Genomic DNA, 24,631 nt, shown 5'->3' with positions numbered 1-24,631 from the left:
CCACAGAGGACACAGAGAGCACAGAGAAAAGGCAAAAGGCGATAGGCTTGGGAGGCAATAGGGACGCCATTTTCCACGATGGAACGGCTGAGAAGTCCGTCTCTATTGGCTGCCAGATCAGCCGCCCTTTCAAGTTCAGTCCAGGCTGCAAAGCGGAGGACGAACACCCTCTGTGATCTCTGTGTCCTCTGTGGCAACGCCTTTTGATTCACCCCCAACTACGGAGTCCAAACACATGAAACTGATCCGTTCCCTCCTCGTTGCCGGTCTGGCCCTGGGCTTGGCGGCGGCTCCCGCCTTCGCGCAGGAGAAGAAGAACCTGACCATCGGCGCCACCGCCGGCCCCAACTTCGACCAGGTCAAGCTGGGCATCAAGCCCATCCTGGAAAAGAAGGGCTACAGCGTGAAGCTGGTGGAATTCAACGACTACGTGCAGCCCAACCTGGCCCTGGCCCAGGGTTCCCTGGACGCCAACGTCTTCCAGCACGTCATCTACCTGAAGAAGTTTTCCGCCGACAAGGGCCTCAACCTGACCGACGTGGTCAAGGTGCCGGTGGCCCCCATGGGCCTCTACTCCAAGAAGGCCAAGAGCCTCAAGGACGTCAAGGACGGCGACCGCGTCACCCTGCCCAACGATCCCTCCAACCTGGCCCGGGCCCTGCACTTCCTGGAGCAGAACGGCCTGATCAAGGTCAAGGCCGGCATCGACGCCCTCAAGGCCACCGAGAAGGACGTGGCGGAGAACCCGCGCAAGCTGCAGCTGACCCCCATCGAAGCCGCCCAGCTGCCCCGCACCCTGGACGACGCCGGTCTGGTGGTGGTGCCCGGCAACTTCGCCATCGCCTCCGGCCTCAAGCTGAGCGAAGCCATCTCCCTGGAAAAGACCCCGGACCACTACCTCAACGTGGTGGCGGTGAAGACCGAAGACCAGAACAAGGCCTGGGCCCAGGACATCGTCGCCGCCTTCAAGTCCGCCGAATTCAAGGCCGTGCTGGACAAGCACTTCCAGGGCTACGCCCGCCCCAACTACTGGCAGTAAGCGGACAGCCGGCCCCAAGCCGGCCTAACTGCCCCGCCACAGGCCGCCTCCGGGCGGCCTTTTTCTTGGCCGTCGCCATCCGCCGCCCCTCTGGTCGGGCGCGTCCCCTGCCCCATATTCCGCCGCCGCATATCGACCCCACCAATCGGTATTTCCGCCGGTGCCGGCGATTCCCTAAAGTGGCTCCCATCCTCACTTCCGGCGTGGGGCCCGATCGCCGCGATCGGCCCCCGCCCGCAACCACTGGAGCCCCGGCATGGCACGCCTGTTCACCCCCGATGGCAAGTACGAAGCCGACCCGGCCACCGTCAACGCCCTCGCCCGCAGCCTGGGCCTGACCCTGCGCCACCTGCCCCTGCCCCGGGACCCGCAAACCGCCGCCCTGCTGGCCCGGCCCGAACTGGACCCGGCGCAACAGGCCCAGCTGCTGCAATACCTCGATGCCAGCCTGGGCCAGGCCGTGCAGGCCCCCGTCGGCGCCGGCCGGGACCTGGTGGCCTTCCACGCCGACCTGCCCGAGCTGCCCCGCCTGCGCCAGCAGTTCGCCCAGGTCCATACCCATACGGACCACGAGGTGCGCTACATCCTGGCCGGCACCGGCTACTTCGGCGTGGTCCGGGCGGATGGCAGCCAGGTGCTGCTGGAAGCGGGCCCCGGCGATTACCTGGAAGTCCCCGCCGGCACCGAACACTGGTTCGCCCTCGGCCCTGACCCTGGGCTCAAGGCCCTGCGCCTCTTTTCCCGGGAGAAGCAGTGGGTCGCCGACTACACCGGGCGCCAGGCCGACCCCGCCCTGCTGGGCCTGCTGCAGGCCGGCACCGACAGCCACTGAGCCAACGTAGAAAACAACCCCAACCATCCCCACCGGAGCCATTGCCATGAAAATCATCCACACCCTGCTGGCCGCCGCCCTCTCCCTGGGCCTGGCCGCCGCCGCCCCGGGCGCCCTGGCCCAGGAGAAGAAAAACCTGACCCTCGGCGCCACCGCCGGCCCCAACTTCGACCAGCTGAAGCTGGGCATCAAGCCCATCCTGGAAAAGAAGGGCTACAGCGTGAAGCTGGTGGAATTCAACGACTACGTGCAGCCCAACCTGGCCCTGGCCCAGGGCTCCCTGGACGCCAACCTGTTCCAGCACGTCATCTACCTGAAGAAATTCGCCGCCGACAAGGGCCTCAACCTGGTGGACGTGATCAAGGCCCCGATCGCCCCCCTCGGCCTCTATTCCAAGAAGCGCGCCAGCCTCAAGGAACTGAAGGACGGCGACCGCATCACCCTGCCCAACGATCCTTCCAACCTGGCCCGGGCCCTGGTGTTCCTGGAACAGAACGGCCTGCTCAAGGTGAAGCCGGGCACCGATCCCCTCAAGGCCACCGAGAAGGACGTGGCGGAGAACCCCCACAAGCTGAAGCTGACCCCCATCGAGGCCGCCCAGCTGCCCCGCACCCTGGACGATGCCGCCTTCGTCGTCATCAACGGCAACTTTGCCATCGCCTCCGGCCTCAAGCTGAGCGAAGCCATCGCCCTGGAAAATACCCCCGACCACTATCTCAACGTGGTGGCGGTGAAGGCGGAAGACCAGCACAAGCCCTGGACCCAGGACATCGTCGCCGCCTTCAAGTCCCCCGAATACAAGGCCGTGCTGGACAAGCACTTCCAGGGCTACGCCCGCCCCGCCTACCTGCAGTGAGGCCGGCGCCCCGCGCCAAAGCAAAGGGCCACCCCGGGGTGGCCCTTTTTCATGGCGGCCCGGCAACGGGCTGGCGGCGGATTGGCGCAGAATGGGGGAAAATGCCGACCTGCCCCCCGCCCCAAGGATTCAGCTGTGAGCATCACCCTCAACGAAAGCGAAGTGGAAATCGTCGCCATCCGCGCCCAGGGCGCCGGCGGCCAGAATGTGAACAAGGTCTCCAACGCGGTGCACCTGCGCTTCGACGTGGGCGCCTCGTCCCTGCCCGAAGAGATCAAGGCCAGGCTGCTGGCCCGGCGCGACCAGCGCCTCAGCAGCGACGGCGTCATCGTCATCAAGGCCCAGAAGCACCGCAGCCTGGAACGCAACCGGGAAGACGCCCTGGTGCGGCTGCGGGAAATGATCGCCGCCGCGGCCTTCGTCCCCGCCCAGCGCCGTCCCACCAAACCCAGCCGCAGCTCCCAGCGCAAGCGGGTGGACAGCAAGGTCAAGCGGGGCCTGGTGAAACTGCAACGGGGCCGGGTCAGCGAGTAGGGAAAAGGGGAAAACAGGGAAAGTCCGCGCGGGGCGGACGCCCCGGGCCGGGGCGCGCTGTGTGGCGCCCGGGTCCCGCATCCGCCAAGGATTAGCGGATCACCTTGAGCAGTTCCACCTCGAAGGTCAGGGTGGCGTTGGGCGGCACGGCGCTGCCGGCGCCGCGGGAGCCATAGGCGATTTCCGGCGGGCAGGTGAGGCGGGCCTTGCCGCCTTCGCGCATCTTGGAGACGCCCTCGGTCCAGCAGGGAATGACCCGGTTGAGGGGGAAGGTGGCGGGCTGGCCCCGCTTGTAGGAGCTGTCGAACTCGCTGCCGTTGGCCAGGGTGCCCCGGTAGTGCACCTGCACCGTCAGTTCGGGGGCAGCCTTTTCGCCGCTGCCGTCCTTGAGGGATTCATAGACCAGGCCGGAAGGGGTCTTTTCCGGGGCGCCCGCCTGGACGCCGGCGGCAGCCAGGGCCGCCACGGCGGTCAGCATGAGTTTTTGCCACAGTTGCATGATTTCTCCATCAGTTTGAGCGAAAGGCCGAATGCATACCGGGCCGGCCGAGCAGCATTCAGGCGGGGCCGGAAGCGGTATGCAGCGCCCGATTATAGGCCGCCAGCCGCCATGCGGCGCCAGTCCGGAGCACTCGGCCATGAGCCGGGCACTTGCGGATTCCGGCACCGTTCGCCCCTGCGGGTTTCCACGTACTGACGCCGGAGGGCCCGGAGCCGGTATAATTGATGGTTTCCTCCCCATTTCGCATGGGCTGCCCGGGATTCGTCCCGCCGCCGCCCACCCAACGGGGAACCCGGTCAAACCAGGACAGGCTGGAACCACAAGCTTCCCAGCCCGGGCCTGGGCGCAGGTTACGAGAAACCTGTGCCGGCCAGGCAAGCGCCGCGCCCAAAAGGCGGGCATTGCCGCACCGGCGCCGATATCGACAGGCGTTCCGCCCGGGCCCGCCGGCCCGGCCCGACGCATTGGTACGAATCAAAAACAGAATTCACTGGAGAAACTATGCGCTTCCTGCCCAAATCCCTCGTTCTGGTTGGCGCCCTCGCCGCCGCCGGCCTGGCCCAGGCCGCCGACATCAAGATCGGCGTGGCCGCCGCCCTCACCGGCGGTGCCGCCCAGTACGGCGTCGCCATCCGCAACGGCTTCCAGCTGGCTGCCGATGAAATCAACGCCAAGGGCGGTGTGAACGGCAACAAGATCCAGCTGGTCGTCGAGGACGAGCAGGGCAAGAAGGAAGAAGGCATCAACGTCTTCAAGAAGCTGATTTTCCAGGACAAGGTGCTGATGGTCTTCGGCCCCACCCTGTCCAACTCCATGTTCGCCGCCGGCCCCGTGGCCAACGGCGCCAAGACCGTGGTCTTCGGTACCTCCGTCACCGCCAACGGCATCACCGACATCGGCCCCTACGTCTTCCGCAACTCCGTCATGGAATCGGACGTGCTGCCGGTGACCGTGGCCACCGCCACCAAGCACTACAAGCTGAAGCAGGTCGCCGTCATCTACGGTAACGACGACGCCTTCACCAAGAGCGGCTACGACGTCTTCAAGAAGGTGCTGGAAGACCAGAAGCTGCCCGTCACCACCACCGAGACCTACGTCAAGGGCGACGTGGACTTCAAGGCCCAGCTGACCAAGATCAAGGCCTCCAACCCGGATGCGGTGATCTGTTCCTGTCTGGCCGAAGAAGCCGCCAACATCATGCTGCAGGCCCGGGGCCTGGGCATCAAGGTGCCCTTCATCGGCGGCAACGGCTTCAATTCCCCCAAGCTGTTCGAGATCTCCAAGCTGGCTGGTGAAGGCACCTTCGTCGGCAGCCCCTGGTCCAACACCAACCCGGCGCCCGCCAACAAGGCCTTCGTCGCTGCCTACGTGAAGAAGTACAACGCCGAGCCCAACCAGTTCGCCGCCCAGGCCTTCGACGCCCTGCACGTGGCCGCCGCCGCCCTGCAGGAAGTGAAGCTCTCCGGCGACATCGCCGCCGACCGGGAAGCCCTGAAGAACGCCCTGCCCAAGGCCACCATCAACGGCGCCACCGGCCCCTTCAAGTTCCGTCCCGCCGTCACCAAGTCCGGCAAGCCGGGCGGCTGGGATGCGGATCAGAAGCCCTTCATCTACGTGGTCAAGGGTGGCAAGTTCACCGCCTTCGACGGCAAGTAAGCGACTGTCCGCGTAAGCCTGTCTTACCCACCAATGCGGGGCCGATGAAAGTCTGCCCCGCATTGCATTTGCAACTGGAATTTCCCCATGCTTGAACAACAACTCCTCAACGCCCTGACGCTCGGCAGCGTCTACGCGCTGTTCGCCCTGGGTTTCACCCTGGTGTTCGGCGTGCTGGCGGTGATCAACCTCTCCCACGGAGCGGTGTTCATGGTCGGCAGCTACGCCGCCCTGGCCATGGTCAGCCACCTCAACGCCCCCCTGTGGGTGGCCATGCTCGGCGCCATGGTGGTCAGCGGCACCATCGGCCTGCTGGTGGACGTGCTGGTGCTGAAGCCCCTGCGCGCCCGCAACGCCCCCCACCTGATTCCCATGATCGCCACCATCGGTGTCGGCATCATGCTCACCAGCGCTGCCCAGGGCCTGTTCGGCGCCGAGGTGCTGCGCTTCCCCGAGGACGTCATGCCGGCCGGCGAATTCATGGTCGGCGACGTCCATGTGCGGGCTCTGGAAATCGCCATCGTCGCCATCGCCTTCCTGCTCATGGCCGTGCTGTTCACCATCTTGAAGCGCACCCAGCTGGGCCGCGCCCTGCGGGCCATCGCCGAATCCCCCAAGGCCGCCTATCTGCTGGGCATCAACGTGGAAGGCCTGTTCCACATCACCTCCTTCGTCGCCGCCGCCCTGGGCGGCATCGCCGGGGTGCTGATCGGCCTCAACTTCAACGCCATCACCCCCTTCATGGGCCAGCCCATGCTGCACAAGGGCATCGCCGTGATCATCCTCGGCGGCATGGGCGACATCCGCGGCGCCCTCATCGGCGGCCTCTTCCTGGGCTTCGCCGAGGTCATCAGCAAGGCCTACCTGTCGAGCCAGATGGGCGACGCGGTGGCCTTCGGCCTGCTCTTCCTGATCCTGCTGGTGCGGCCTTCCGGGCTGTTCGGGCGCAAGCTGGAAAGGAAAGCGTGATGGAATGGTTCAATGACTTCTGGTCCACCTACAGCACCCTGGTGTTCTCGGTGGGCGTCCACGCCCTGTTGGCCCTCTCCATCTGGCTGACCCTTTCCTGCGGCCTCCTGTCCCTGGCCAACGCCGCCTTCATGGGCGTCGGCGCCTACGTCTCGGCCCTGCTCACCCTGCATCTGGAGTGGTCCTTCGGCAGCGTGCTGCTGGCCGGCGGCATTGCCCCGACCCTGGTGGCCCTGATCATCGGCGCCCCGGTGCTGCGGCTGTCCGGCGTCTACCTGGCCATGGCCACCCTGGCCTTCGGCGAGGTGGTGCGCATCACCGTGCTCAACCTGGAGATCACCGGCGGCCCCGAAGGCCTCAACGGCATTCCCCTGGCCACCGAAGGCTGGCACATCGCCCTGATCCTGGCGGTGGCCGTCTATGGCCTGGCCCGGCTGCGCCGCTCCAAGGTGGGCCGCGCCTTCGAGGCCATCAAGGAAGACGAGGTGGCCGCCCGCCTGATGGGCATCAACGTGGACCGCTACAAGCTGCTGGCCTTCTCCCTCGGCGCCTTCATCGCCGGCGTGGCCGGGGCCCTCAACGCCCACTTCACCTTCTTCATCAGCCCCCGGGAATATGGCTTCGAAAACGCCGTGGACATCCTCACCATGGCGGTGCTGGGCGGTACCTCCAGCCTCATCGGCCCCATGCTCGGCTCCTCCATCCTGACCCTGCTGCCGGAACTGCTGCGCTCTCTGCAGGACTTCCGTTCCCTGGTGAACGGCGCCGTGCTGGTGCTGGTGGTGCTGTTCCTGCCCAAGGGCCTGTGGGAATCCCGCCGCATCCGTGCCTTCTTCAAGCGTCTCAAGGGAGGTCAGGCATGAACGCCCCCCAGCAACCCAATCTGCTTTCCATCCGTAACGTCGGCAAGCATTTCGGCGGCCTGCACGTGCTGCAGGACGTCAGCTTCGAAGTGCCCGCCGGCAGCATCTACGGCCTCATCGGCCCCAACGGCGCCGGCAAGACCACGGTGTTCAACCTCATCACCGGCCTGCTCACCCCCAGCGCCGGCCAGATCGACTTCCAGGGCCAGACCCTGATCGGCCTGGAGCCCCACCGCATCACCCACCAGGGCATCGCCCGCACCTTCCAGAACATCCGCATCTTCAAGGAAATGGACCTGCTGGAAAACGTCATGGTGGGCATGCACGACCACCTCAACTACGGCGGCTTCGGCATCTTCCTCAACAGCCCGGCCTGCCGCGCTGCCGAGAAGAAGGCCCGGGAACGGGCCCTGGAGCTGCTCTCCTGGGTGGGTCTGGACCACAAGGCCGACATGCTGGCCGACAACCTTTCCTACGGCGACCAGCGCAAGCTGGAATTCGCCCGGGCCCTGGCGACGGAACCCAAGCTGCTGCTGCTGGACGAGCCGGTGGCCGGCATGAACCCGTCGGAAAAGACCATCCTCATGGAAGAGATCAACAACATCCGCAACCGGGGCTACGGCGTCTTCATGATCGAGCACGACATGCGCTTCGTCATGGGCCTGTGCGACCGCATCGCCGTGCTCAACTTCGGCCGCATCATCGCCGAAGGCACGCCGGACGAAGTGCGCAACAACCCGGACGTGATCGAGGCCTACCTGGGCAAGGAGGACGAGTAATGAGCGTACTTCTGCGCGTACACGACCTGGCCGTGGCCTACGGCCACATCGAGGCCGTCAAGGGCCTGGACTTCCACCTCAACGAGGGCGAGATCACCGCCCTGGTGGGGGCCAACGGCGCCGGCAAGAGCACCACCCTGCTGGCCCTCTCCGGCCTCATCAAGCCCACCCGGGGCAAGATCGAATTCCAGGGCGAAGACATCTCCCGCCTGCCCGCCCACCAGATCGTCGAGCGGGGCCTGGTGCAGGTGGCCGAAGGCCGGGCCATCCTCACCACCCTGACGGTGGAGGAAAACCTGCAGCTGGGCGCCTACACCCGGCAGGACAAGGAGGGCATCCCCGCCTCCATGGAAGAGGTGTACCAGCTCTTCCCCCGCCTCAAGGAACGCTCCCAGCAGTTCGCCGGCAACCTTTCCGGCGGCGAGCAGCAGATGCTGGCCATCGGCCGGGCCCTCATGGCCAAGCCCAAACTCCTGCTGCTGGACGAGCCCTCCATGGGCCTGGCCCCCATCGTGGTGCAGGAAATCTTCCGCATCCTGGTGGAGATCAACCGCCGCGGCCTCACCATCCTGCTGGTGGAGCAGAACGTGCGCCAGGCCCTGAAGATCGCCAAGCACGGCTACGTCATCGAGACCGGCAAGATCGTGCTGGCCGATTCCGGCGCCAACCTGCTGGCCAACCCCAAGGTGGAAGAAGCCTACCTGGGCGGCTGACACGCCCGAGCGGGAGTGGCCGACAGGCCACTGCCCCACAAACAAGAAGGGACGCCATTCTCCCGGCACACCGGGCCAGGAATGGCGTCCCTTCTGTATTTCAGCGGCCCTATCTGAGCGGTGACGGGCCCCATAGCCTTCCCATCAAAGCGGCCGCCCAGGGGCGATACAAAATTGCCACCTGCCGGCATAGCAGGCCGACATCTTGTTCCTCCGGGGTTATCGAAGCTCGGGTTGCACCGGCTTTCCGCCAGGAACGAATGTGGTGGGAATAGTCCCGATGCAACCGTGCGCAAAAAACTGGAGACATGACATTTGGCTGGCCGACTGGCAAAATCAGCGCCACATTGAACCAGTCACGCATGCCGCGCATGACCGCCATCGATCCCCACAAATATTGCCGCCAATCTAGCGGAAGCCTCTATTGGGGAGCGCCCCAGGCTGCCGCGTTTTCTGGCTTATACGGCAGTTTTGCCGTCTACTTCACGTTAGAAGCTTATGCCTACAAAACCACTTGACCGCTTGATGTTTGTCCAAGGAGGGCTGTGCTTCTTCTGCAAGCAACCGTTGCCGAAGGCTGAGGCAAGCGTTGAGCACTTGTTCGCCAGTTCCAACGGTGGGAGCAACAACGACGAAAACTGCGTCGCATGCTGCAAGTCAGTCAACGCACTGCTCGGCAGCATGTCACTCAAAGAGAAATTTCAGGTTGTTCTCAATCAAAAAGGGCAGTTCAAGTGCCCGAACGGTACGGGTTCTGTCAAAACTGCTACTCCATCGAAGGCTCCGCCTGCCGTCACGCCTCAAGCAAAACCTAAAACTCCACCCAAGGTAGCAGCCGTCGTCAAAACCAAAGATGACAAGCTGGCTTTTGTTGTCGCCAATCTGAAACAGCGCGGCAATTCCAAGCCGCGCACCCTCAAGACGCTTACAAGCACTATTGCCTCGCTTTACCCCAAAGGTGTGTCCAAAACAGAGTTGGCTTCATTGCTTCAGCAATTGCAATCAACAGGCAAGGTCATCGTCAAAGAGAACAAGGTGACTTATGCGCTTTGAATCACCAGCTTCTCGCCCGGCGCTCAACCTCGCTCCTTTTGGTCGCTGGACGCTGCGCGATAAAGCCACGCAGCGCCGGTTAGCTCTACCTTGGGCGTCGCATGGCTAGCATCGACACGGACCTGTTGCTCCTGATCGCCATTGCGGTGATCGCCGTTTGGGTGCTCGTAACCATGTGGCGGTACGTTTCGATTCAATCTCAGAAGGAATTGATACAGCAAGAACAGGACATATTCGGGGATGCTTTGAGTCCCGAAAATCGAGAGTTCATGGCCGTGGTCGTCCCTCGGTTTGCTTCACCTCTAGGGTTTCTTGTAGCTGTTGCAGTGATCGCACTCCTCGCCATTGCAAAAGTTGTCGGCTATCTCTAGCAGGCAATTACCGCTCTGGATCGGAAGCCGCCGTAAAGCAATGGCCGGTCTGCAAGCAGAACCGGCCATTTTTCATTGGGCACACCACGGCAACCGATGACCCGGCTAAGAGCCCGCGGGCTGCCCTCGAGTCACTGAGTGGCAAGGCTGGAAGTCCACTGGGTAGATGCCTCCCGATGCACCGGAATGGCTGCATTCGTGGGCATGCCCGGCGCGGCGCATAAGAAAAGACAAAACGGCTATTTCCGCCCGGGGCCGGGCGGGCCCTACAGTGGCCGGCACAACGATCACCGTGAGCCGACCATGCCCGACATCTACAACACCATCACCGAGGCTGCCGCCGAGGTTACCGCCCGCATCGCCGAGGTGCTGGAAATCCGTGCCGCCGAACCCCAGCAGAGACGCATGCTGGAAACCTATCTGGCGGAGATTCCCTTCCCTGCCGACGCCCGGGTCCTGGAAGTGGGCTGCGGCACCGGCGCCGTCGCCCGCCGTCTGGCCGCCTGGCCCGGGGTGGTGGAAGTGGTGGGCCTGGACCCTTCCCCCATCTTCCTCGCCAAGGCCCGGGAACTGGGCGCCCACCTGCCCCACCTTTCCTTCCGCGAAGGCGGCGCCCACGGCCTGCCCTTTGCCGACGGCCACTTCGACGTGGTCATCTTCCACACCACCCTGTGCCACCTCTCCCAGCCCCTGGACGCGCTGCAGGAGGCCCACCGGGTGCTGCGTCCCGGCGGCCGCCTGGCGGTGTTCGACGGCGATTACGCCTCCACCACCTTCGGCACCGGCGACCTGGACCCCCTGGAAATCTGCGCCCACGCCTTCCGCGAGCATTTCATCGACGACAGCTGGATCGCCCGCCGCACGCCCCTGCTGGCGCGTCAAGCCGGCTTCCGGGTGGATGCCTTCCACAGCCACGGCTACACCGAGAGCAGCGCTCCCAGCTATCTCTACACGGTGGTGGACCGGGGCGCCGATGCCTTGGCGGAAGAAGGCCGCATCGGCCGCCCCCTGGCGGAGGCCCTCAAGGCCGAAGCCCGGCGCCGGGCGGAGGCCCATCAGTTCTTCGGCCACATCGGCTACACCAGCCTCATCGCCGAGCGCCTCTAGCCGCCGGGCGCCCCTGCCCTGGCGGGCGTCGATGCCGGTGACGGCATAGACGTCGGCCACCGGCGCCACGCTGCGTCGCGGCCGCCACGTCAGGGATTTGCCCAGGGGCCGCATCAGCGGTTATGGTCGGGGCATGGTGGCCGCCGGGGGGAAAGCCCTAGAATGGCGGCTGCGACCTTCACCTGGAGTCTGGCATGCCGCCCCGGAAACACCCCGCCCGTCTGGCCCTTGTCCTGCTGTCCCTCGCCTGTCTCGCCGCCCCGGTGGCGCCGGCGGCAGCGGCGCCGCTGAAGGTGCTCGGTTTCGACGACATGAGCTGCCAGGCCTGGGTCCGCTCCCGGGACGAGGCGGAGCAGCGGGCCCTCTACCTGGCCTGGATGCGCGGCGTCCTCACCGGCCACAACTACGCCCGGCAGAGCCAGCAGGTTTCCGCCATTTCCAGCGGCACCATCGAGAACTACGTCAATCGCTATTGCAGCGAAAAGCCCACGGGGGATTTCGGCGACGCCATCCTGCGCCTTTCCGACCAGTTCTCCGGCCGCAACGCGATCCTCACCAAATAATCGGCGGAGCCTGTCCATGAGCAAGAAGAGCATCGACCACCAACGCCTGGACCAGGTGGTACTGGCAGCCCGCCAGGCCCGGGACGAACGGGAAAAGGGCTACCGGGAACGGGCCCTGAAGATTTATCCGTGGATCTGCGGCCGCTGCGGCCGGGAGTTCACCCACAGCAACCTGCGGGAGCTGACGGTGCACCACCGGGACCACAACCACGACAATAATCCCGTGGACGGCAGCAACTGGGAGTTGCTGTGCCTCTACTGCCACGACAACGAACACCAGAAGCAGATCGAGTTCGACCAGGGCAACCGGGCCACCAACGGCTTTGGCGGCGGCGCCAGCCATTCCCCCTTCGCCAACCTGAAGGCCCTCCTGGGCAAGGGCGAAGGTTCGGACTAGGCCCGCTGCGGCATCAACAGTGACAGCCGGGGCCCAGGTCCGCACCGGCCCGGCCGCCCCGCTTTTCCCCAGGACTTTCCTGATCGCGCCGGCCTCTGGGACCGGCCCTCTTCCTTCACCAGCCAGACACCCGTTGCATGGATTCCCGACCGGCACGCCCCCAGGCGCCCCTGTGCACCCGCTGCGCCCACTACTACATCACCCACGACGTGAGCTTTCCCTACGGCTGCCGGGCCCTGGACTTCAAGAGCCGGCGCCCGCCCATTCTTGAAGTGCAGGACGCTTCGGGCCTGGAGTGCCAGTACTTCCTGGCCAAGAGCGGCCCCCGGGCCTAGCGGCGGATGCCGCTGTGGCGGGCCTTGCGCCGCCAGCAGGCGGGCGTCTGCAAGGCCAGCGTATCCACCGGCTTGCTGCCGAACAGGGCCTGGGCGAAAGCCCGGCGCTCCCGTTCTTCCTGGGTGACGCCGGCGATGTGTTCAAACCATTTCTGAAGGCGGTTCATGGCGACTGGCTCCTCGATGTCGGATGGATTGCAAGGTTCGGTACGGTTCGAAATGCCGTCCTTGGATGCAAGAATATCCGACTACTGTATAAATGTACAGTAGTCGGATATTCGGCTTCCCCGCGCCCGGGACGAGGCCGCTGCAAGGGCCGTCCGCCGGGCCTGGCAGCTGCCACGGAAGCCAATAGGGACGGCCTTCTCCACAGGGCGCTGGGCCGCCGGGCCCGGGAGTGCTATGTTCCGCCCTGCACTCAACACGGAGCCCCGCCCATGGCCTGGGAGAACACCCCGCAGACCTTCACCTCGGAACGCGGCCTGCGGGCCGCCCTCATCTTCGCCCTGGCGGCCGAACGCCTGTCCCTCTATTACGAACACGGCCAGTGGCTCACCGAGGCCCAGGGCGCCACCCTGGCCGCCGACTGGCTGGCCCGCTCCAAGCAGACCATGGCCCTGGCTGAGCGCCGCCATCTGGCCGGCCTCAGCGACCGCCTGGCCCGGGACATCGCCGCCTCCCTGTCCCGGGAGGCGGGCCTGTACACGGCCCATGAAATGCTCGAGTCCCTCGATCCGAACTATCATTCCGACATGGCCCAGACCCTCATGGCCGAATGTGAGCGCCTGCTCGACAGCGAACCGGCGCCCTGAGCCGCCCCCCTGCCCGGGGCCAGCCCCCGGGCGCTTCGCCCGCAACGACAAGAACAACCATGAAATCCGTCGACCGACACCTGTGGCAACGCTTCACCGGCATTGCCGCGCCCTACTGGCGCAGCGAGGAGAAATGGAAGGCCTGGGGACTGCTGGTGCTGCTGGTGCTGCTGCTCCTGGGTCAGACCCGCTTCGCCGTGCTCTTCAACGAGCAGACCGGGGAATTCACCTCGGCCCTGGCGGCCCGGGACGAGCCCCGCTTCTGGGATGCAATCCAGCTCTGCCTGGTCCTGCTGGCGGTGGCCGTGCCCATCTACGGCTTCTACTACTACGTGCGCGACAAGCTGGGCCTGCACTGGCGGCGCTGGCTGACCCACCGCTTCCTCGACAACTATTTCAGCCACCGGCACTTCTACGAGCTCAACGCCGAGACGGCCATCGACAACCCGGACCAGCGCATCGCCGAAGACATCAACACCTTCACCCAGCGCTCCCTCTTCTTCCTCCTCATCTTCATCGGCGCCGTGCTGCAGCTGGCGGCCTTCAGCCACGTGCTGTGGTCCATCTCCCGGGACCTGGTGTATTTCCTGGTGGTCTATGCGCTGGCCGGCACCCTCATCACCATCTTCGTCTTCGGCAAGCCCCTCATCGGCCTCAATTTCCACCAGCTGCGCAAGGAGGCGGATTTCCGCTTCAGCCTGGTGCGGGTGCGGGAAAATGCCGAGTCCATCGCCTTCTACCGGGGCGAGGCCCAGGAAGCCCACCAGGTGAAGCAGCGCTTCGCCAAGGCCTTCAACAACTTCAACAAGCTGATCCGCAAGCAGCTCAGCCTCAACCTCTTCCAGTACGCCTACACCCTGCTCACCATGGTGCTGCCCGCCGCCATCATTTCCTCCCGGGTGCTGTCGGGGGAACTGGAGGTGGGCCGCGCCATCCAGGCCGCCGGCGCCTTTGCCGCCGTGCTCGGGGCCATTTCCGTGATCGTGGAGAACTTCGAGGGCCTGAGCCGCTTCGCCGCCGGGGTGGACCGGCTGGACGCCTTCGCCCGCATCATGTCCGGCCAGCTGCCGGAGCAGCACCGCAGCGCCGGCCACATTGAACTGCTGGAGGAGCCGCGCCTGTCCCTAGAGCGGGTCACCCTGCAGACGCCCGACGACGGACGGGTGCTGGTGCGGGACCTGTCCCTCCAGATCACCCCGGGGGAAGGGCTGCTCATCGTCGGCGAAAGCGGCAGCGGCAAGAGCTCCCTGCTACGAGCCATCGCCGGCCTGTGGTCGGTCGGCAGCGGCAGCATCACCTGCCCGCCCAGCGAGGACATCCTGTTCCTGCCCCAGCAGCCCTACATGCTGCTCGGCACCCTGCGCAGCCAGCTGCTCTACCCCAAGCGGGAACAGCACATCAGCGACGCCGAACTGCTGCACCTGCTGGAGCGGGTGAACCTGCCCGACCTGGCCGGCCGGGTCGGTGGCCTGCATGTGGAGCGGGACTGGGGCAAGGTCCTCTCCGTCGGCGAACAGCAGCGCCTGGCCTTCGCCCGGGTGCTCCTGAGCAAGCCCCGCTACGCCATGCTGGACGAGGCCACCAGCGCCCTGGACATCGCCAACGAGGAAAGCCTCTACCGCACCCTGGCCACCACCGATACCACCCTGATCAGCGTCGGCCACCGCACCACCATCCTCAAATACCACCGCCAGGTGCTGGAACTCACCGGCAACGGCCAGTGGCAACGCCACCGGGCTGAGAGTTATCGCTTCATGCAGTGAGGCCGGGCGCGGGGAACAGCCCGCCGCCCCGATTTTCCTTGGTGCGGGCGGCCCAAGTGGCTATCATGGCCGACCCTCTGGCTGGCTTTCCCCATGATCACCCTCAAGAACATCGTCCTGCGCCGCGGTACCAAGGTGGTGCTGGACCGCGCTTCCGTCACCATCAACCCCGGCGAAAAGGTCGGCCTGGTGGGGCGCAACGGCGCCGGCAAGTCCTCCCTCTTCGCCCTGCTCAACGGCAACCTGCACGAAGACGGTGGCGACGTTTCCATCCCCAGCCAGTGGCGCATGGCCCAGGTGGCCCAGGACATGTCGGAGACCGAGCAGAGCGCCACCGACTTCGTCATCGAGGGCGACACCGTGCTGCTGGCCGCCCAGCAGGAGGTGGCCGCCGCCGAGGCCAGCGACGACGGCATGCGCATGGCCCATGCCTATACCGCCCTCTACGACGCCGGCGCCCACGATGCTCCGGCCCGGGCCCAGGCCCTGATCCTGGGCCTCGGCTTCCACGTCGATGAACTCTCCCAGCCGGTGAACAGCTTCTCCGGCGGCTGGCGCATGCGCCTGCAGCTGGCCCGGGCCCTGATGTGTCCTTCCGACCTCTTGCTGCTGGACGAGCCCACCAACCACCTGGATCTGGACGCCCTGGTCTGGCTCGAAGCCTGGCTCAAGCGCTACACCGGCACCCTGGTGATGATCAGCCACGACCGGGAATTCCTCGACGCCATCACCAACGTCACCCTGCACATCGACAACGCCAAGCTGGTGCGCTACGGCGGCAACTACAGCACCTTCGAGGACATGCGGGCCGAGCAGATGCTGCTGCAACAGGCCACCCTGGCCAAGCAGCAGGAAAAGATCGCCCACCTGCAGAAGTTCATCGACCGCTTCAAGGCCAAGGCCAGCAAGGCCAAGCAGGCCCAGAGCCGGGTCAAGGCCCTGGAGCGCATGGAGAAGATCGCCCCGGTGCTGGCCGACGCCGAATTCACCTTCGAATTCAAAGAGCCCCTCAACCTGCCCAACCCCATGCTCTCCCTGCTCGGCGCCGATATCGGCTACCCGCCGGCGGAGGATGCGGCGCCCGGCACGCCGCCCACGGTCATCGTGCGCGGCATCAACCGCTCGGTGCATGCGGGCCAGCGCATCGGCATCCTGGGGGCCAACGGCCAGGGCAAGTCCACCCTGGTCAAGACCATCGCCCGGGACCTGGCGCCCATCGCCGGCGACCTGACCGAGGGCAAGGGCCTCAACATCGGCTACTTCGCCCAGCAGGAACTGGACGTGCTGCGGCCTGAGGACACGCCCCTGGAACACATGATCCGCCTGGCCAAGGAAGTCATCGCCGCCGGCCGCAGCGGCTACGTGGCGGGCAAGGAACAGGACCTGCGCAACTTCCTCGGCACCTTCAACTTCAGCGGCGACATGGTCAAGCAGCCGGTGGGCACCATGAGCGGCGGCGAGAAGGCCCGCCTGGTGCTGTGCATGATCGTCTGGCAGCGCCCCAACCTCTTGCTGCTGGACGAACCCACCAACCACCTGGACCTCTCCACCCGGGAGGCCCTCAGCGTGGCTCTGAACGAGTTCGAAGGCACGGTGATGCTGGTCAGCCACGACCGGGCCCTGCTGCGCTCGGTGTGCGACGAGTTCTGGCTGGTGGCCGACGGCGCCGTGGGTCCCTACGACGGCGATCTGGACGACTACCAGCGCTACCTGCTGGACGAAGCCCGCCGCGCCCGGGAGGCGGCCAGCGCCTCGCGCCGGCAGGTGGAAGCCTGAGAAGCCCTCCGGTCCCAAACAAAAAACGCCACCGCAAAGGTGGCGTTTTCGTTTCAGCACCCCACTACAGCAGCGGCGGTATCCAGGCCAGCAGCAGGCCCGCGGCGCCGCAGCCCAGGATCACCGGGATCACCCCCAGCTGGTAGCGGAACAGGGCCAGCCCCGCCCCCAGGCCCAGCACCAGGGCCGGCCACTCGAAGGCCCCGCCCCAGCCCGCCGGCCACAACACATGCCAGGCAAAGAACAGCGCCAGGTTGAGGATCACCCCCACCACCGCCGCCGTGATGCCGGTGAGGGGGGCGGTGAATTTCAACTGGCCGTGGGTGGATTCCACCAAGGGCCCGCCCAGCTGGATGAAGACGAAAGACGGCAGGAAGGTGAAGAAGGTCACCGCCAGGGCCGCCACGGCCCCGGCCAGGAAGAGATGGTCGGCGCCGAACAGGGCCTGGTTCCAGCCGCCGACGAAGCCGACGAAGGTCACCACCATGATCAGGGGCCCGGGCGTGGTTTCCCCCAGGGCCAGGGCGTCGATCATCTGGGCCGGGGACAGCCACTGGTAATGCTCCACCGCGCCCTGGAAGACATAGGGCAGCACTGCATAGGCGCCGCCGAAAGTGAGCAGGGCCGCCTTGGTGAAGAACCAGCCCATCTGGCTCAAGGCGCCGGCCCAACCGAACAGCCCCGCCAGCACCGCCATGGCTCCGGCCCACAGGCCCAGGCCCAGCAGCAGGACCCGGGCAAAGCGGCCCCAGGTGAAACGGGCATGGGCCGGCGGCGGCGTCTCGTCGTCGATGAGGGCCGGCCCGAAATGCTTCTGTGTGACCCCGTGGCCGCCCCCGGCCTGGAACCAGGCCGGCCGCCAACGCCCGCCCAGAGCCCCCAGCAGGCCGGCCCCCAGGACGATGGCGGGGAACGGCAGCCCCAGGGCGAAGATGGCGAGGAAGGCGGCGGCGGCGATGGCCACCAGGGCCCGGTTACGCAGCACCCGGGAACCGATGCGCCAGGCGGCCAGTGCGACGATGGCCGTCACCGCCGGCTTGATGCCGTAAAGCACCCCGGCCACCGCCGGCACCTGGCCGAAGGCCAGGTACACCCAGGCCAGGCCGATCAGCAGCAGCAGGGAAGGCAACACGAACAGCCCGCCGGCCATGAGGCCGCCCACGGTGCGATGCATCATCCAGCCGATGTAGGTGGCCAGCTGCTGGGCCTCGGGACCGGGCAGCACCATGCAGTAGTTGAGGGCGTGGAGAAAGCGCCGCTCGGAAATCCAGCGTTTCTTCTCCACCAGATCGCTATGCATGATGGCGATCTGCCCCGCCGGCCCGCCGAAGCTGATGCAGCCCAGCTTCAGCCAGTAGCGGAAGGCCTGGCCCGGGGAGACGGCAGGAGGAGCGGCGCCCTCGGCAGGCTGGCTTGTTGCGGGTGGGGCGGACATGGGTTCGGTCATGGGCAAGGAACGTGGGTCAAGGTTACGGCACTGCCGTGACGATACTATTTAATCCGCTGCCGCGTACCGGCCCAGGAGCCGCAGCCCATGGGGGAAGCCACGCCAACATGGGCCGCCGGGAGGCTGGCGACGTACAATCCATTGGCATCCCTTCGGAGCCCTGTCGGTATGACCCTCGCCCCTCCCCCCGGATTCCGCACCCTGCTGCTGGTGGACGACGAACCGGCCCTGCTCAACGCCCTCAAGCGGGAATTCCGCAGCGCCCCCTATGAGGTGCTGACCGCCACCAGCGGCGAGGAGGCCCTGGCGGTACTGGCCGACCGCGACGTCCAGGTCATCCTCTCCGACTACCGCATGCCCGGCATGAGCGGCGTCGAATTCCTGGCCCAGGCCCGGGCCCTGCGCCCCGACGCCGTGCGCATGGTCCTTTCCGGCTATGCCGACATCGGTGCCGTCATCGCCGCCATCAACCAGGGCAACATCTACAAATTCCTCAACAAGCCCTGGGACGGAGAGGAACTGCGGGCGGTCACCGCCCAGGCCTTCGCCCATCACGCCCTGGTGCGCCGCGGCGCCCAGTTTTCCCAGATTTTCGAGAACACCAGCGAAGGCATTTTCATCCTCGACCGGGAGGGACGCTTCGAAACGGTCAATGGCGCCTTCTGCGCCATCACCGGCTACAGCGAGGCCGACATCGTCGGCCAGGACCACCACTGCCTGCTGCTGCCCCAGCCGGGACGGCCGACGCCGGAGTTCATGCAGGAACTGGCCGATGGCGGCCACTGGCGCGGCGAACTGTGGCTGCAGCGCCGGGACGGCCAGGTCTTCCCCGCCGCCCTGACCCTGTCGCCGGTGTGCGACGGCAACCGGCGGCTGGTCCAGGTGGTGGGCCTGTGCGCCGACATCACCGAACGCAAGGGAAGGGAAATCGCCCTCCTCGAAAGCGAAAAGCGCTTTCGGGATTTCATGGAATTCGCCCCGGTGGGCATGGCCATCGTCAATCTGGACGGCCGCCTGGGCAAGGTGAACCAGGCCCTCTGCCAGATTCTCGGCTACTCCCGGGAAGCCCTGGAGCGCCTCAGTTTCGAGGACCTGACCCCGGACGAGGACCTGGCCGCCGACCTGGCCATGTGGCGCCGCCTGCGCCAGGGCGAAATGCCGGTGTGGCAGGCGGAGAAGCGCTACCTGCGCAGCGACGGCAGCCCGGTGTGGGTGGAGCTGACGGCCGCCGTGCTGCGCAGCACCCAAGGTGTGGCCCAGTGCTTCGACGTCCAGGTGGAGGACATCAGCGAACGCCGCCGGGACCAGGAGAAGATCCGCCAGCTGGCCTATTTCGACGCCCTCACCGGCCTGCCCAATCGGCGCCTGCTGCAGGACCGGCTGGAACAGGCCCTGCTGCGGGCCCGGCGCCACCAGCAGCAGGTGGGCGTGCTGTTCCTCGACCTGGACCATTTCAAGCAGGTCAATGACGTGCATGGCCACGAAGTGGGCGACGAGCTGCTCAGCGCCGCCGCCCGGCGCCTCACCCGCTGCGTGCGCCAGGGCGACACCGTGGCGCGCCAGGGGGGCGACGAATTCATCGTGGTGCTGGCCGAGGTGGGAGCGCCGGCAGGGGTCATCCGGGCGGCTGAAACCATCATCGCCAGCCTGGCGGCACCCTATGAGCTGGGCCAGGCCCGCATCCGGGTGGACGTCATCACCGCCAGCGTCGGCATCGCCCTCTTCCCCGCCCACGGCAGCGACAGCCAGACCCTGATGAAACATGCGGACCTGGCCATGTACGCCGCCAAGCAGGCCGGGCGCAACGGCTACCGCATCTACGACGAGGGCCTGGCGCCGGGAGGCTGAAAGCCTCGGGACAGACGACAGCTGCAAGGAGACGAGCGGCTCACTGCCACGCCGCAGCCGGCTGGCGACCGATGAACTCGGCCAGCTTCTCCCGCATCTCCAGGGCCGAATGGCGGCAGTAGATCAGGGGCACGTCGCTCTTCTCCGCCTGGCGGCGCACGTGGCGCAGCAGTTCGTGGTTCACCCGGGCGCAGACCACCACCACCAGCCGGGTGCGGGAGGGAATGACCCGGCGCGAATCGCCGGCCTTGCGCCCGCTCCAGTGCTCGGTGGGGGCATCGAGCAGGGCCGGCGCCAGGCGGGCCACTTCGTTTTCGATGGTGCGCACGTTGTCGGCGCCGACGATGAGCAGTGACATTGCGATCTCCTATCCTGATCCGCCGGCCCTCGAGAAGGAAGGCCCCTGGGCATTAAGAATGCCGTTGCGGCAAAAGCAGATTGCCTTTTCGCAAATAGACCATCCAATACTTATTGTTGATGTTTTTATTTCTTTACGGAATAACAAAACTCACTGCTGCCAGGGCAGGCCCCGCTGCCGCCAGCCGTTGAGGATGCGCCGCCCCTGGGCGTCCTTCGCCCCTTCGAAGCCTTCCAGCACGTTGTACACCTGCCGGTAGCCCGCCTGCCGCAGCAGTTCCGCCGCCCGGTGGGAACGCTGGCCGGAGCGGCAGATGAGCAGCACCAGCGCCTGCGTCGCCACCTCCCGGCGCACCTGGGCGACGAAGTCCGGGTTCTCCTCCCAGTCCGGATAGCGCATGAATTCCACCTCCCGGGCCCCGGGAATGGCGCCCACCAGTTCCCGCTCGGCCTCGCTGCGCACGTCCACCAGGCAGGCATCGGAACGCAGCTTGAGCAGCAGCCAGGCCTCTTCCGGCGTCAGAGCGCCGGCGTAGGCCAGCCGTTCCGCCACTCCCCGGGCATGGGCCCGGGCCAGGATCAGTTCGTCTTCCATGGTGCTTTCCTCTCCATTTTTCCCTCCTTGCATGGATACCGTGTTCGCCGCCCCGGCGGGCGGCCCCGGCAAGACCTGGGCACCGGGCCCGCTTCCCGGGCCGGATGGCAGTTCATGCACGCCGTAGCTGGCCAGGCTGCCCAGGGCCAGCACGGCCCGGGCGTCGATGCCGTCCTGGGCCTCGATCAGCGCCTCCAGCCTGGGGACGGCCATGTCGGCCCGGAGATCGAGCAGGGCGCCGGGCCGGCCCCGGTGGATGCGGGCCAGCCGCTCGCCCAGGTCGACGCAACGCGCAGCGGCGGGATGGCCTTGGACCAGATACAGGGGCATGACAACCTCATGGCGTGGGAATGGCTGCACTCTAGCCAGGGCTCTTCATGCACTGAAGTTCCATTTTTTTATTCCCTTATTCCCGAAAGGGCGAAAACCCTGTCAATGCTGGCCCTGGCGCCATCCCCGGGAGAGCCGAAAAAGGGGCCGATGATGCCGCCAGGGGCAAAATCGATATAACCAACAGATATCAAATCATTCGCTTTTATTCTTTTTGTAAAAATCGGCTTGGAATTACAGTGGGCGACATCCCAGGAGCGCCATGACTGCCGCAACCGGCCACGGCGCCCCTTCCCGGGCCGGCCCCAATCTCCACCTGTCCCCGCCGGCCCCCTTCGTCTTCCAGCCGAACCGAGATTCCATGACCGATACCGCCGCCACCCTCGCTCCTTCCGCCACCCTGCCCCGCTCCAGCCTGGACCTGATCGGGGCCACCCCCCTGGTGGAAGTGACCCACTTCGACACCGGCCCCTGCCGTCTCTTCCTCAAGCTGGAAAGCCAGAATCCGGGCGGCTCCATCAAGGACCGGGTGGCCCGTTCCATGATCGACGCCGCCGAGAAGGAAGGCCTGATCAAGCCCGGCTCCACCCTGGTGGAGGCCACCGCCGGCAACACCGGTCTGGCCCTCACCCTGGTGGGTGCCCAGCGCGGTTACAAGGTGGTGCTGGTGGTGCCGGACAAGATGAGCCAGGAAAAGATCTTCGCCCTGAAGGCCCTGGGGGCCCGGGTGGTGATGACCCGCTCCGACGTGGGCGTCGGCCATCCCGAGTACTACCAGGACATGGCCCAGCGCCTGGCCAGCGAGATTCCCGGCGCCTGGTATGTGAACCAGTTCGGCAACCCCAACAATCCCAAGGCCCACGAGACCGGCACCGGGCCGGAACTGTGGTCCCAGCTGAAGGGCCGCATCGACGCCGTGGTCTGCGGCGTCGGCAGCGGCGGCACCCTCACCGGCCTGACCCGCTTCTTCCGCCAGAAATCGCCCCGGGTGAAGATGGTGCTGGCCGATCCGGCCGGCTCCGTGCTGGCCGACTACGTGGCCCACGGCTACATCAAGGAGGCCGGCTCCTGGCTGGTGGAAGGCATCGGCGAGGATTTCATCCCCCCCATCTGCGACCTCACCGGGGTGCGCGAGGCCTACACCGTGCCCGACGCCGAGAGCTTCGCCGCCGCCCGGGAACTGCTGCGCAAGGAAGGCATCATGGGCGGCTCCTCCACCGGCACCCTGCTGGCCGCGGCCCTGCGCTACTGCCGCACCCGCACCAAGCCGGAGCACGTGGTCACCTTCGTCTGCGACCATGGCAACCGCTATCTCTCCAAGATGTACAACGACTTCTGGATGGCGGACCAGGGCTTCCTGCCCAAGGACGTGCGGGGCGACCTGCGGGACATCATCGGCCGCCGCGCCGACGAGGGCGCCGTGGTCACCGTGGCGCCGACGGATACGGTGCTCACCGCCTACGGCCGCTTCAAGCTCTACGACGTCTCCCAGCTGCCGGTGACCAATGACGAAGGCCGGATCGTCGGCCTCATCGACGAATCGGACCTGCTGCTGGCCATCACCAAGGACGAGGCCAACTTCCGCCAGCCGGTGAAGAAATTCATGACCAGCCGCCTCACCACCCTGCCCCCCACGGCCCCCATCAGCGACCTGCTGCCCCTCTTCGACCAGGGCCTGGTGCCCATCGTGGTGGACGGCGACCGCTTCCTCGGCCTGGTGACCCGCATCGACCTGCTCAACCACCTGCGGCGCAAGCTGAAGAGCTAAGACCTCAATCTTTTGCCACAGAGGGCACAGAGAACACAGAGTAAAACCCAAAGGACCGTTAGCTTGCCGGGGTGCAGGAAAAGCGCCCCCGGCATTTCTGGCGCCGATGGTTTTCCCCTCTGTGCTCTCTGTGTCCTCTGTGGCTCCGTTTTTAGATTTTTTTCGAGCTCCCCATGACCCACAAACAAGGTTTTGCCACCCGCGCCATCCATGCCGGCCAGGAGCCGGACCCCACCACCGGCGCCGTCTCCATCCCCATCTACGCCACCTCCACCTACGTCCAGCCGGCCCTCAACGAGCCGAAGCAGTACGCCGGGGCCACCTTCGACTACGCCCGCAGCGCCAACCCCACCCGCCTGGCCCTGGAACGCTGCATCGCCGACCTGGAAGGGGGCGCCTTCGCCACCGCCACAGGCTTTGCCTTCGCCTCGGGCCTGGCCGCCAGCGCCACGGTGCTGGAACTGCTGCCCGCCGGCAGCCATGTGGTGGCCTCCGACGACCTCTACGGCGGCTCGGTGCGCCTCTTCAACCGGGTGCGCAGCAATTCCGCCGACCTCAAGGTGACCTATGCCGACTTCTCCTCCAGGGAGAGCATCGAGGCTGCCATCACCCCGGAAACCAAGCTGCTGTGGGTGGAAACCCCGAGCAATCCGCTCTTGAAGCTGGTGGATCTGGACCTGGTGGCCGCCATCGGCAAGGACCGGGGCCTCCTCACCGTGGCCGACAACACCTTCGCCAGCCCCTGGATCCAGCGGCCCCTGGAACACGGCTTCGACATCGTGGTGCATTCGGCCACCAAGTACTTGAACGGCCATTCCGACGTGATCGCCGGCGTGGCCGTCACTGCCCGAGCGGATCTGGCGGAACGCCTGGCCTTCCTGCAGAACGCCGCCGGCGCAGTGCTGGGGCCTTTCGACGCTTTCCTCGCCCTGCGCGGTTTGAAGACCCTGGCCCTGCGCATGGAACGCCACTGCGCCAACGCCGAGGCCATCGCCCGCTGGCTGGAACAGCATCCGGCCATCGAGAAGGTCCATTACCCCGGCCTGGCAAGCCACCCCCAGCATGAACTGGCCAAGCGCCAGATGCGCGGCTTCGGCGGCATGGTCTCCGCCGTGGTCAAGGGCGGCCTGCCGGCGGCGAAGAAGCTGCTGGAAAACACCAAAATCTTCGTCCTGGCCGAAAGCCTGGGCGGGGTGGAAAGCCTGATCGAACTGCCGGCCCTGATGACCCACGCTTCGGTCCCCCCTGAGCAGCGCCGCCGCATCGGCATCGACGACGGCCTGGTACGCCTTTCCGTCGGCGTGGAAGACGTGGAAGACCTGCTGGCCGATCTGGAACAGGCCCTCAAGTAATAACAAAAGGAGAA

The 24,631-nt window shown here is 66.2% G+C and carries 27 protein-coding genes; 22 read left to right on the top strand and 5 right to left on the bottom strand.

The features are described from left to right. Positions 1-235: 235 nt before the first annotated feature. The 4 genes from AC3QLZ_RS17170 to arfB all read left to right on the top strand — a co-directional run bounded on the left by AC3QLZ_RS17170 (position 236) and on the right by arfB (position 3,261). The gene (locus tag AC3QLZ_RS17170) at positions 236-1,039 is read left to right on the top strand and encodes a MetQ/NlpA family ABC transporter substrate-binding protein (protein WP_014237133.1); all 804 of its coding nucleotides are present in this window, start codon (positions 236-238) and stop codon (positions 1,037-1,039) included. A 256-nt stretch (positions 1,040-1,295) separates the two neighbouring features. Beyond that, on the top strand, positions 1,296-1,871 hold the full coding sequence (locus AC3QLZ_RS17165) for a cupin domain-containing protein (RefSeq protein WP_014237132.1): 576 nt from the start codon (positions 1,296-1,298) through the stop codon (positions 1,869-1,871). Between the two features lie 46 nt (positions 1,872-1,917). Beyond that, on the top strand, positions 1,918-2,727 hold the full coding sequence (locus AC3QLZ_RS17160; RefSeq protein ID WP_014237131.1) for a MetQ/NlpA family ABC transporter substrate-binding protein: 810 nt from the start codon (positions 1,918-1,920) through the stop codon (positions 2,725-2,727). Between the two features lie 135 nt (positions 2,728-2,862). Beyond that, entirely contained in the window at positions 2,863-3,261 is a 399-nt protein-coding gene (gene arfB, locus AC3QLZ_RS17155) for an alternative ribosome rescue aminoacyl-tRNA hydrolase ArfB (protein ID WP_014237130.1), read from the top strand. Positions 3,262-3,352: 91 nt separating this feature from the next. Here arfB and AC3QLZ_RS17150 read toward each other — a convergent pair whose 3' ends face one another. Continuing rightward, positions 3,353-3,760 carry an FKBP-type peptidyl-prolyl cis-trans isomerase gene (locus AC3QLZ_RS17150; RefSeq protein WP_014237129.1) on the bottom strand — a complete coding sequence of 136 codons (408 nt, stop codon included), beginning with the start codon at positions 3,758-3,760 and terminating at the stop codon, positions 3,353-3,355. Between the two features lie 504 nt (positions 3,761-4,264). Here AC3QLZ_RS17150 and AC3QLZ_RS17145 point away from each other — a divergent pair. The 12 genes from AC3QLZ_RS17145 (at position 4,265) to AC3QLZ_RS17090 (ending at position 12,569) form a co-directional block, all read left to right on the top strand. Next, complete coding sequence (locus AC3QLZ_RS17145) at positions 4,265-5,419, top strand: ABC transporter substrate-binding protein (protein ID WP_014237128.1); 1,155 nt, start codon at positions 4,265-4,267, stop codon at positions 5,417-5,419. 87 nt (positions 5,420-5,506) lie between these two features. Next, positions 5,507-6,388: a branched-chain amino acid ABC transporter permease gene (locus AC3QLZ_RS17140; RefSeq protein WP_014237127.1), complete on the top strand. Its 882-nt coding sequence runs from the start codon at positions 5,507-5,509 to the stop codon at positions 6,386-6,388. Beyond that, the gene (locus AC3QLZ_RS17135) at positions 6,388-7,251 is read left to right on the top strand and encodes a branched-chain amino acid ABC transporter permease (RefSeq protein WP_014237126.1); all 864 of its coding nucleotides are present in this window, start codon (positions 6,388-6,390) and stop codon (positions 7,249-7,251) included. The genes AC3QLZ_RS17140 and AC3QLZ_RS17135 overlap by 1 nt, the downstream gene beginning before the upstream one ends. Then, positions 7,248-8,030 (top strand): ABC transporter ATP-binding protein, encoded by a 783-nt coding sequence (locus AC3QLZ_RS17130; protein WP_014237125.1) that lies wholly within the window; start codon positions 7,248-7,250, stop codon positions 8,028-8,030. The genes AC3QLZ_RS17135 and AC3QLZ_RS17130 overlap by 4 nt, the downstream gene beginning before the upstream one ends. Then, positions 8,030-8,743 (top strand): ABC transporter ATP-binding protein, encoded by a 714-nt coding sequence (locus tag AC3QLZ_RS17125; RefSeq protein WP_014237124.1) that lies wholly within the window; start codon positions 8,030-8,032, stop codon positions 8,741-8,743. The genes AC3QLZ_RS17130 and AC3QLZ_RS17125 overlap by 1 nt, the downstream gene beginning before the upstream one ends. Positions 8,744-9,114: 371 nt before the next feature. After that, on the top strand, positions 9,115-9,261 hold the full coding sequence (locus AC3QLZ_RS17120; protein WP_162097134.1) for a hypothetical protein: 147 nt from the start codon (positions 9,115-9,117) through the stop codon (positions 9,259-9,261). Further along, positions 9,242-9,796: an HNH endonuclease gene (locus AC3QLZ_RS17115; RefSeq protein WP_014237123.1), complete on the top strand. Its 555-nt coding sequence runs from the start codon at positions 9,242-9,244 to the stop codon at positions 9,794-9,796. The genes AC3QLZ_RS17120 and AC3QLZ_RS17115 overlap by 20 nt, the downstream gene beginning before the upstream one ends. A 101-nt stretch (positions 9,797-9,897) precedes the next feature. After that, on the top strand, positions 9,898-10,167 hold the full coding sequence (locus AC3QLZ_RS17110) for a hypothetical protein (RefSeq protein WP_043798045.1): 270 nt from the start codon (positions 9,898-9,900) through the stop codon (positions 10,165-10,167). A gap of 303 nt (positions 10,168-10,470) precedes the next feature. Beyond that, positions 10,471-11,274, top strand: a complete 804-nt coding sequence (locus tag AC3QLZ_RS17105; RefSeq protein ID WP_014237122.1) for a methyltransferase domain-containing protein — start codon at positions 10,471-10,473, stop codon at positions 11,272-11,274. A gap of 194 nt (positions 11,275-11,468) precedes the next feature. Then, the gene (locus tag AC3QLZ_RS17100) at positions 11,469-11,837 is read left to right on the top strand and encodes an HdeA/HdeB family chaperone (RefSeq protein ID WP_014237121.1); all 369 of its coding nucleotides are present in this window, start codon (positions 11,469-11,471) and stop codon (positions 11,835-11,837) included. A gap of 16 nt (positions 11,838-11,853) precedes the next feature. Then, on the top strand, positions 11,854-12,234 hold the full coding sequence (locus tag AC3QLZ_RS17095; RefSeq protein WP_014237120.1) for a YajD family HNH nuclease: 381 nt from the start codon (positions 11,854-11,856) through the stop codon (positions 12,232-12,234). Positions 12,235-12,371: 137 nt separating this feature from the next. Beyond that, positions 12,372-12,569 carry a hypothetical protein gene (locus tag AC3QLZ_RS17090; protein ID WP_014237119.1) on the top strand — a complete coding sequence of 66 codons (198 nt, stop codon included), beginning with the start codon at positions 12,372-12,374 and terminating at the stop codon, positions 12,567-12,569. On the opposite strand, the gene AC3QLZ_RS17085 is transcribed toward AC3QLZ_RS17090, so the two are convergent. Continuing rightward, entirely contained in the window at positions 12,566-12,736 is a 171-nt protein-coding gene (locus AC3QLZ_RS17085; RefSeq protein ID WP_014237118.1) for a hypothetical protein, read from the bottom strand. The two genes, AC3QLZ_RS17090 and AC3QLZ_RS17085, sit on opposite strands and share 4 nt — an antisense overlap. Positions 12,737-13,006: 270 nt before the next feature. Here AC3QLZ_RS17085 and AC3QLZ_RS17080 point away from each other — a divergent pair, with 270 nt between their 5' ends. From AC3QLZ_RS17080 to AC3QLZ_RS17070, 3 genes are all read left to right on the top strand, one after another. Then, the gene (locus AC3QLZ_RS17080; RefSeq protein ID WP_014237117.1) at positions 13,007-13,381 is read left to right on the top strand and encodes a hypothetical protein; all 375 of its coding nucleotides are present in this window, start codon (positions 13,007-13,009) and stop codon (positions 13,379-13,381) included. Positions 13,382-13,440: 59 nt separating this feature from the next. Beyond that, a complete protein-coding gene (locus AC3QLZ_RS17075) occupies positions 13,441-15,144 on the top strand; it encodes an ABC transporter ATP-binding protein/permease (RefSeq protein ID WP_014237116.1) in 1,704 nt (567 codons plus the stop codon). Positions 15,145-15,237: 93 nt separating this feature from the next. After that, positions 15,238-16,920 carry an ABC-F family ATP-binding cassette domain-containing protein gene (locus tag AC3QLZ_RS17070; RefSeq protein ID WP_492783280.1) on the top strand — a complete coding sequence of 561 codons (1,683 nt, stop codon included), beginning with the start codon at positions 15,238-15,240 and terminating at the stop codon, positions 16,918-16,920. A 64-nt stretch (positions 16,921-16,984) separates the two neighbouring features. On the opposite strand, the gene chrA is transcribed toward AC3QLZ_RS17070, so the two are convergent. Further along, positions 16,985-18,355, bottom strand: coding sequence for a chromate efflux transporter (gene chrA, locus AC3QLZ_RS17065; RefSeq protein ID WP_043799143.1), 1,371 nt, complete (start codon positions 18,353-18,355; stop codon positions 16,985-16,987). A 180-nt stretch (positions 18,356-18,535) separates the two neighbouring features. On the opposite strand from chrA, the gene AC3QLZ_RS17060 reads away from it, so the two are divergent. Next, positions 18,536-20,215 carry a two-component system response regulator gene (locus AC3QLZ_RS17060; protein ID WP_014237113.1) on the top strand — a complete coding sequence of 560 codons (1,680 nt, stop codon included), beginning with the start codon at positions 18,536-18,538 and terminating at the stop codon, positions 20,213-20,215. A gap of 40 nt (positions 20,216-20,255) precedes the next feature. Here the strand turns inward: AC3QLZ_RS17060 and AC3QLZ_RS17055 are convergent, their stop codons facing one another. Both AC3QLZ_RS17055 and AC3QLZ_RS17050 read right to left on the bottom strand, forming a co-directional pair. After that, positions 20,256-20,573 carry a DUF2325 domain-containing protein gene (locus AC3QLZ_RS17055; protein ID WP_014237112.1) on the bottom strand — a complete coding sequence of 106 codons (318 nt, stop codon included), beginning with the start codon at positions 20,571-20,573 and terminating at the stop codon, positions 20,256-20,258. 150 nt (positions 20,574-20,723) lie between these two features. After that, positions 20,724-21,497, bottom strand: coding sequence for a rhodanese-like domain-containing protein (locus tag AC3QLZ_RS17050; protein WP_014237111.1), 774 nt, complete (start codon positions 21,495-21,497; stop codon positions 20,724-20,726). Positions 21,498-21,759: 262 nt separating this feature from the next. Here AC3QLZ_RS17050 and AC3QLZ_RS17045 point away from each other — a divergent pair, with 262 nt between their 5' ends. After that, complete coding sequence (locus AC3QLZ_RS17045; protein WP_014237110.1) at positions 21,760-23,265, top strand: pyridoxal-phosphate dependent enzyme; 1,506 nt, start codon at positions 21,760-21,762, stop codon at positions 23,263-23,265. Between the two features lie 173 nt (positions 23,266-23,438). After that, positions 23,439-24,617, top strand: a complete 1,179-nt coding sequence (locus AC3QLZ_RS17040) for a trans-sulfuration enzyme family protein (protein ID WP_014237109.1) — start codon at positions 23,439-23,441, stop codon at positions 24,615-24,617. The last annotated feature ends 14 nt before the right edge of the window (positions 24,618-24,631 follow it).

The organism is Azospira sp. MPR-LB4 (assembly GCF_058809525.1).
Note: the sequence above shows the minus strand (reverse complement) of the source record. Positions and strands in the feature narration are given on the sequence as shown.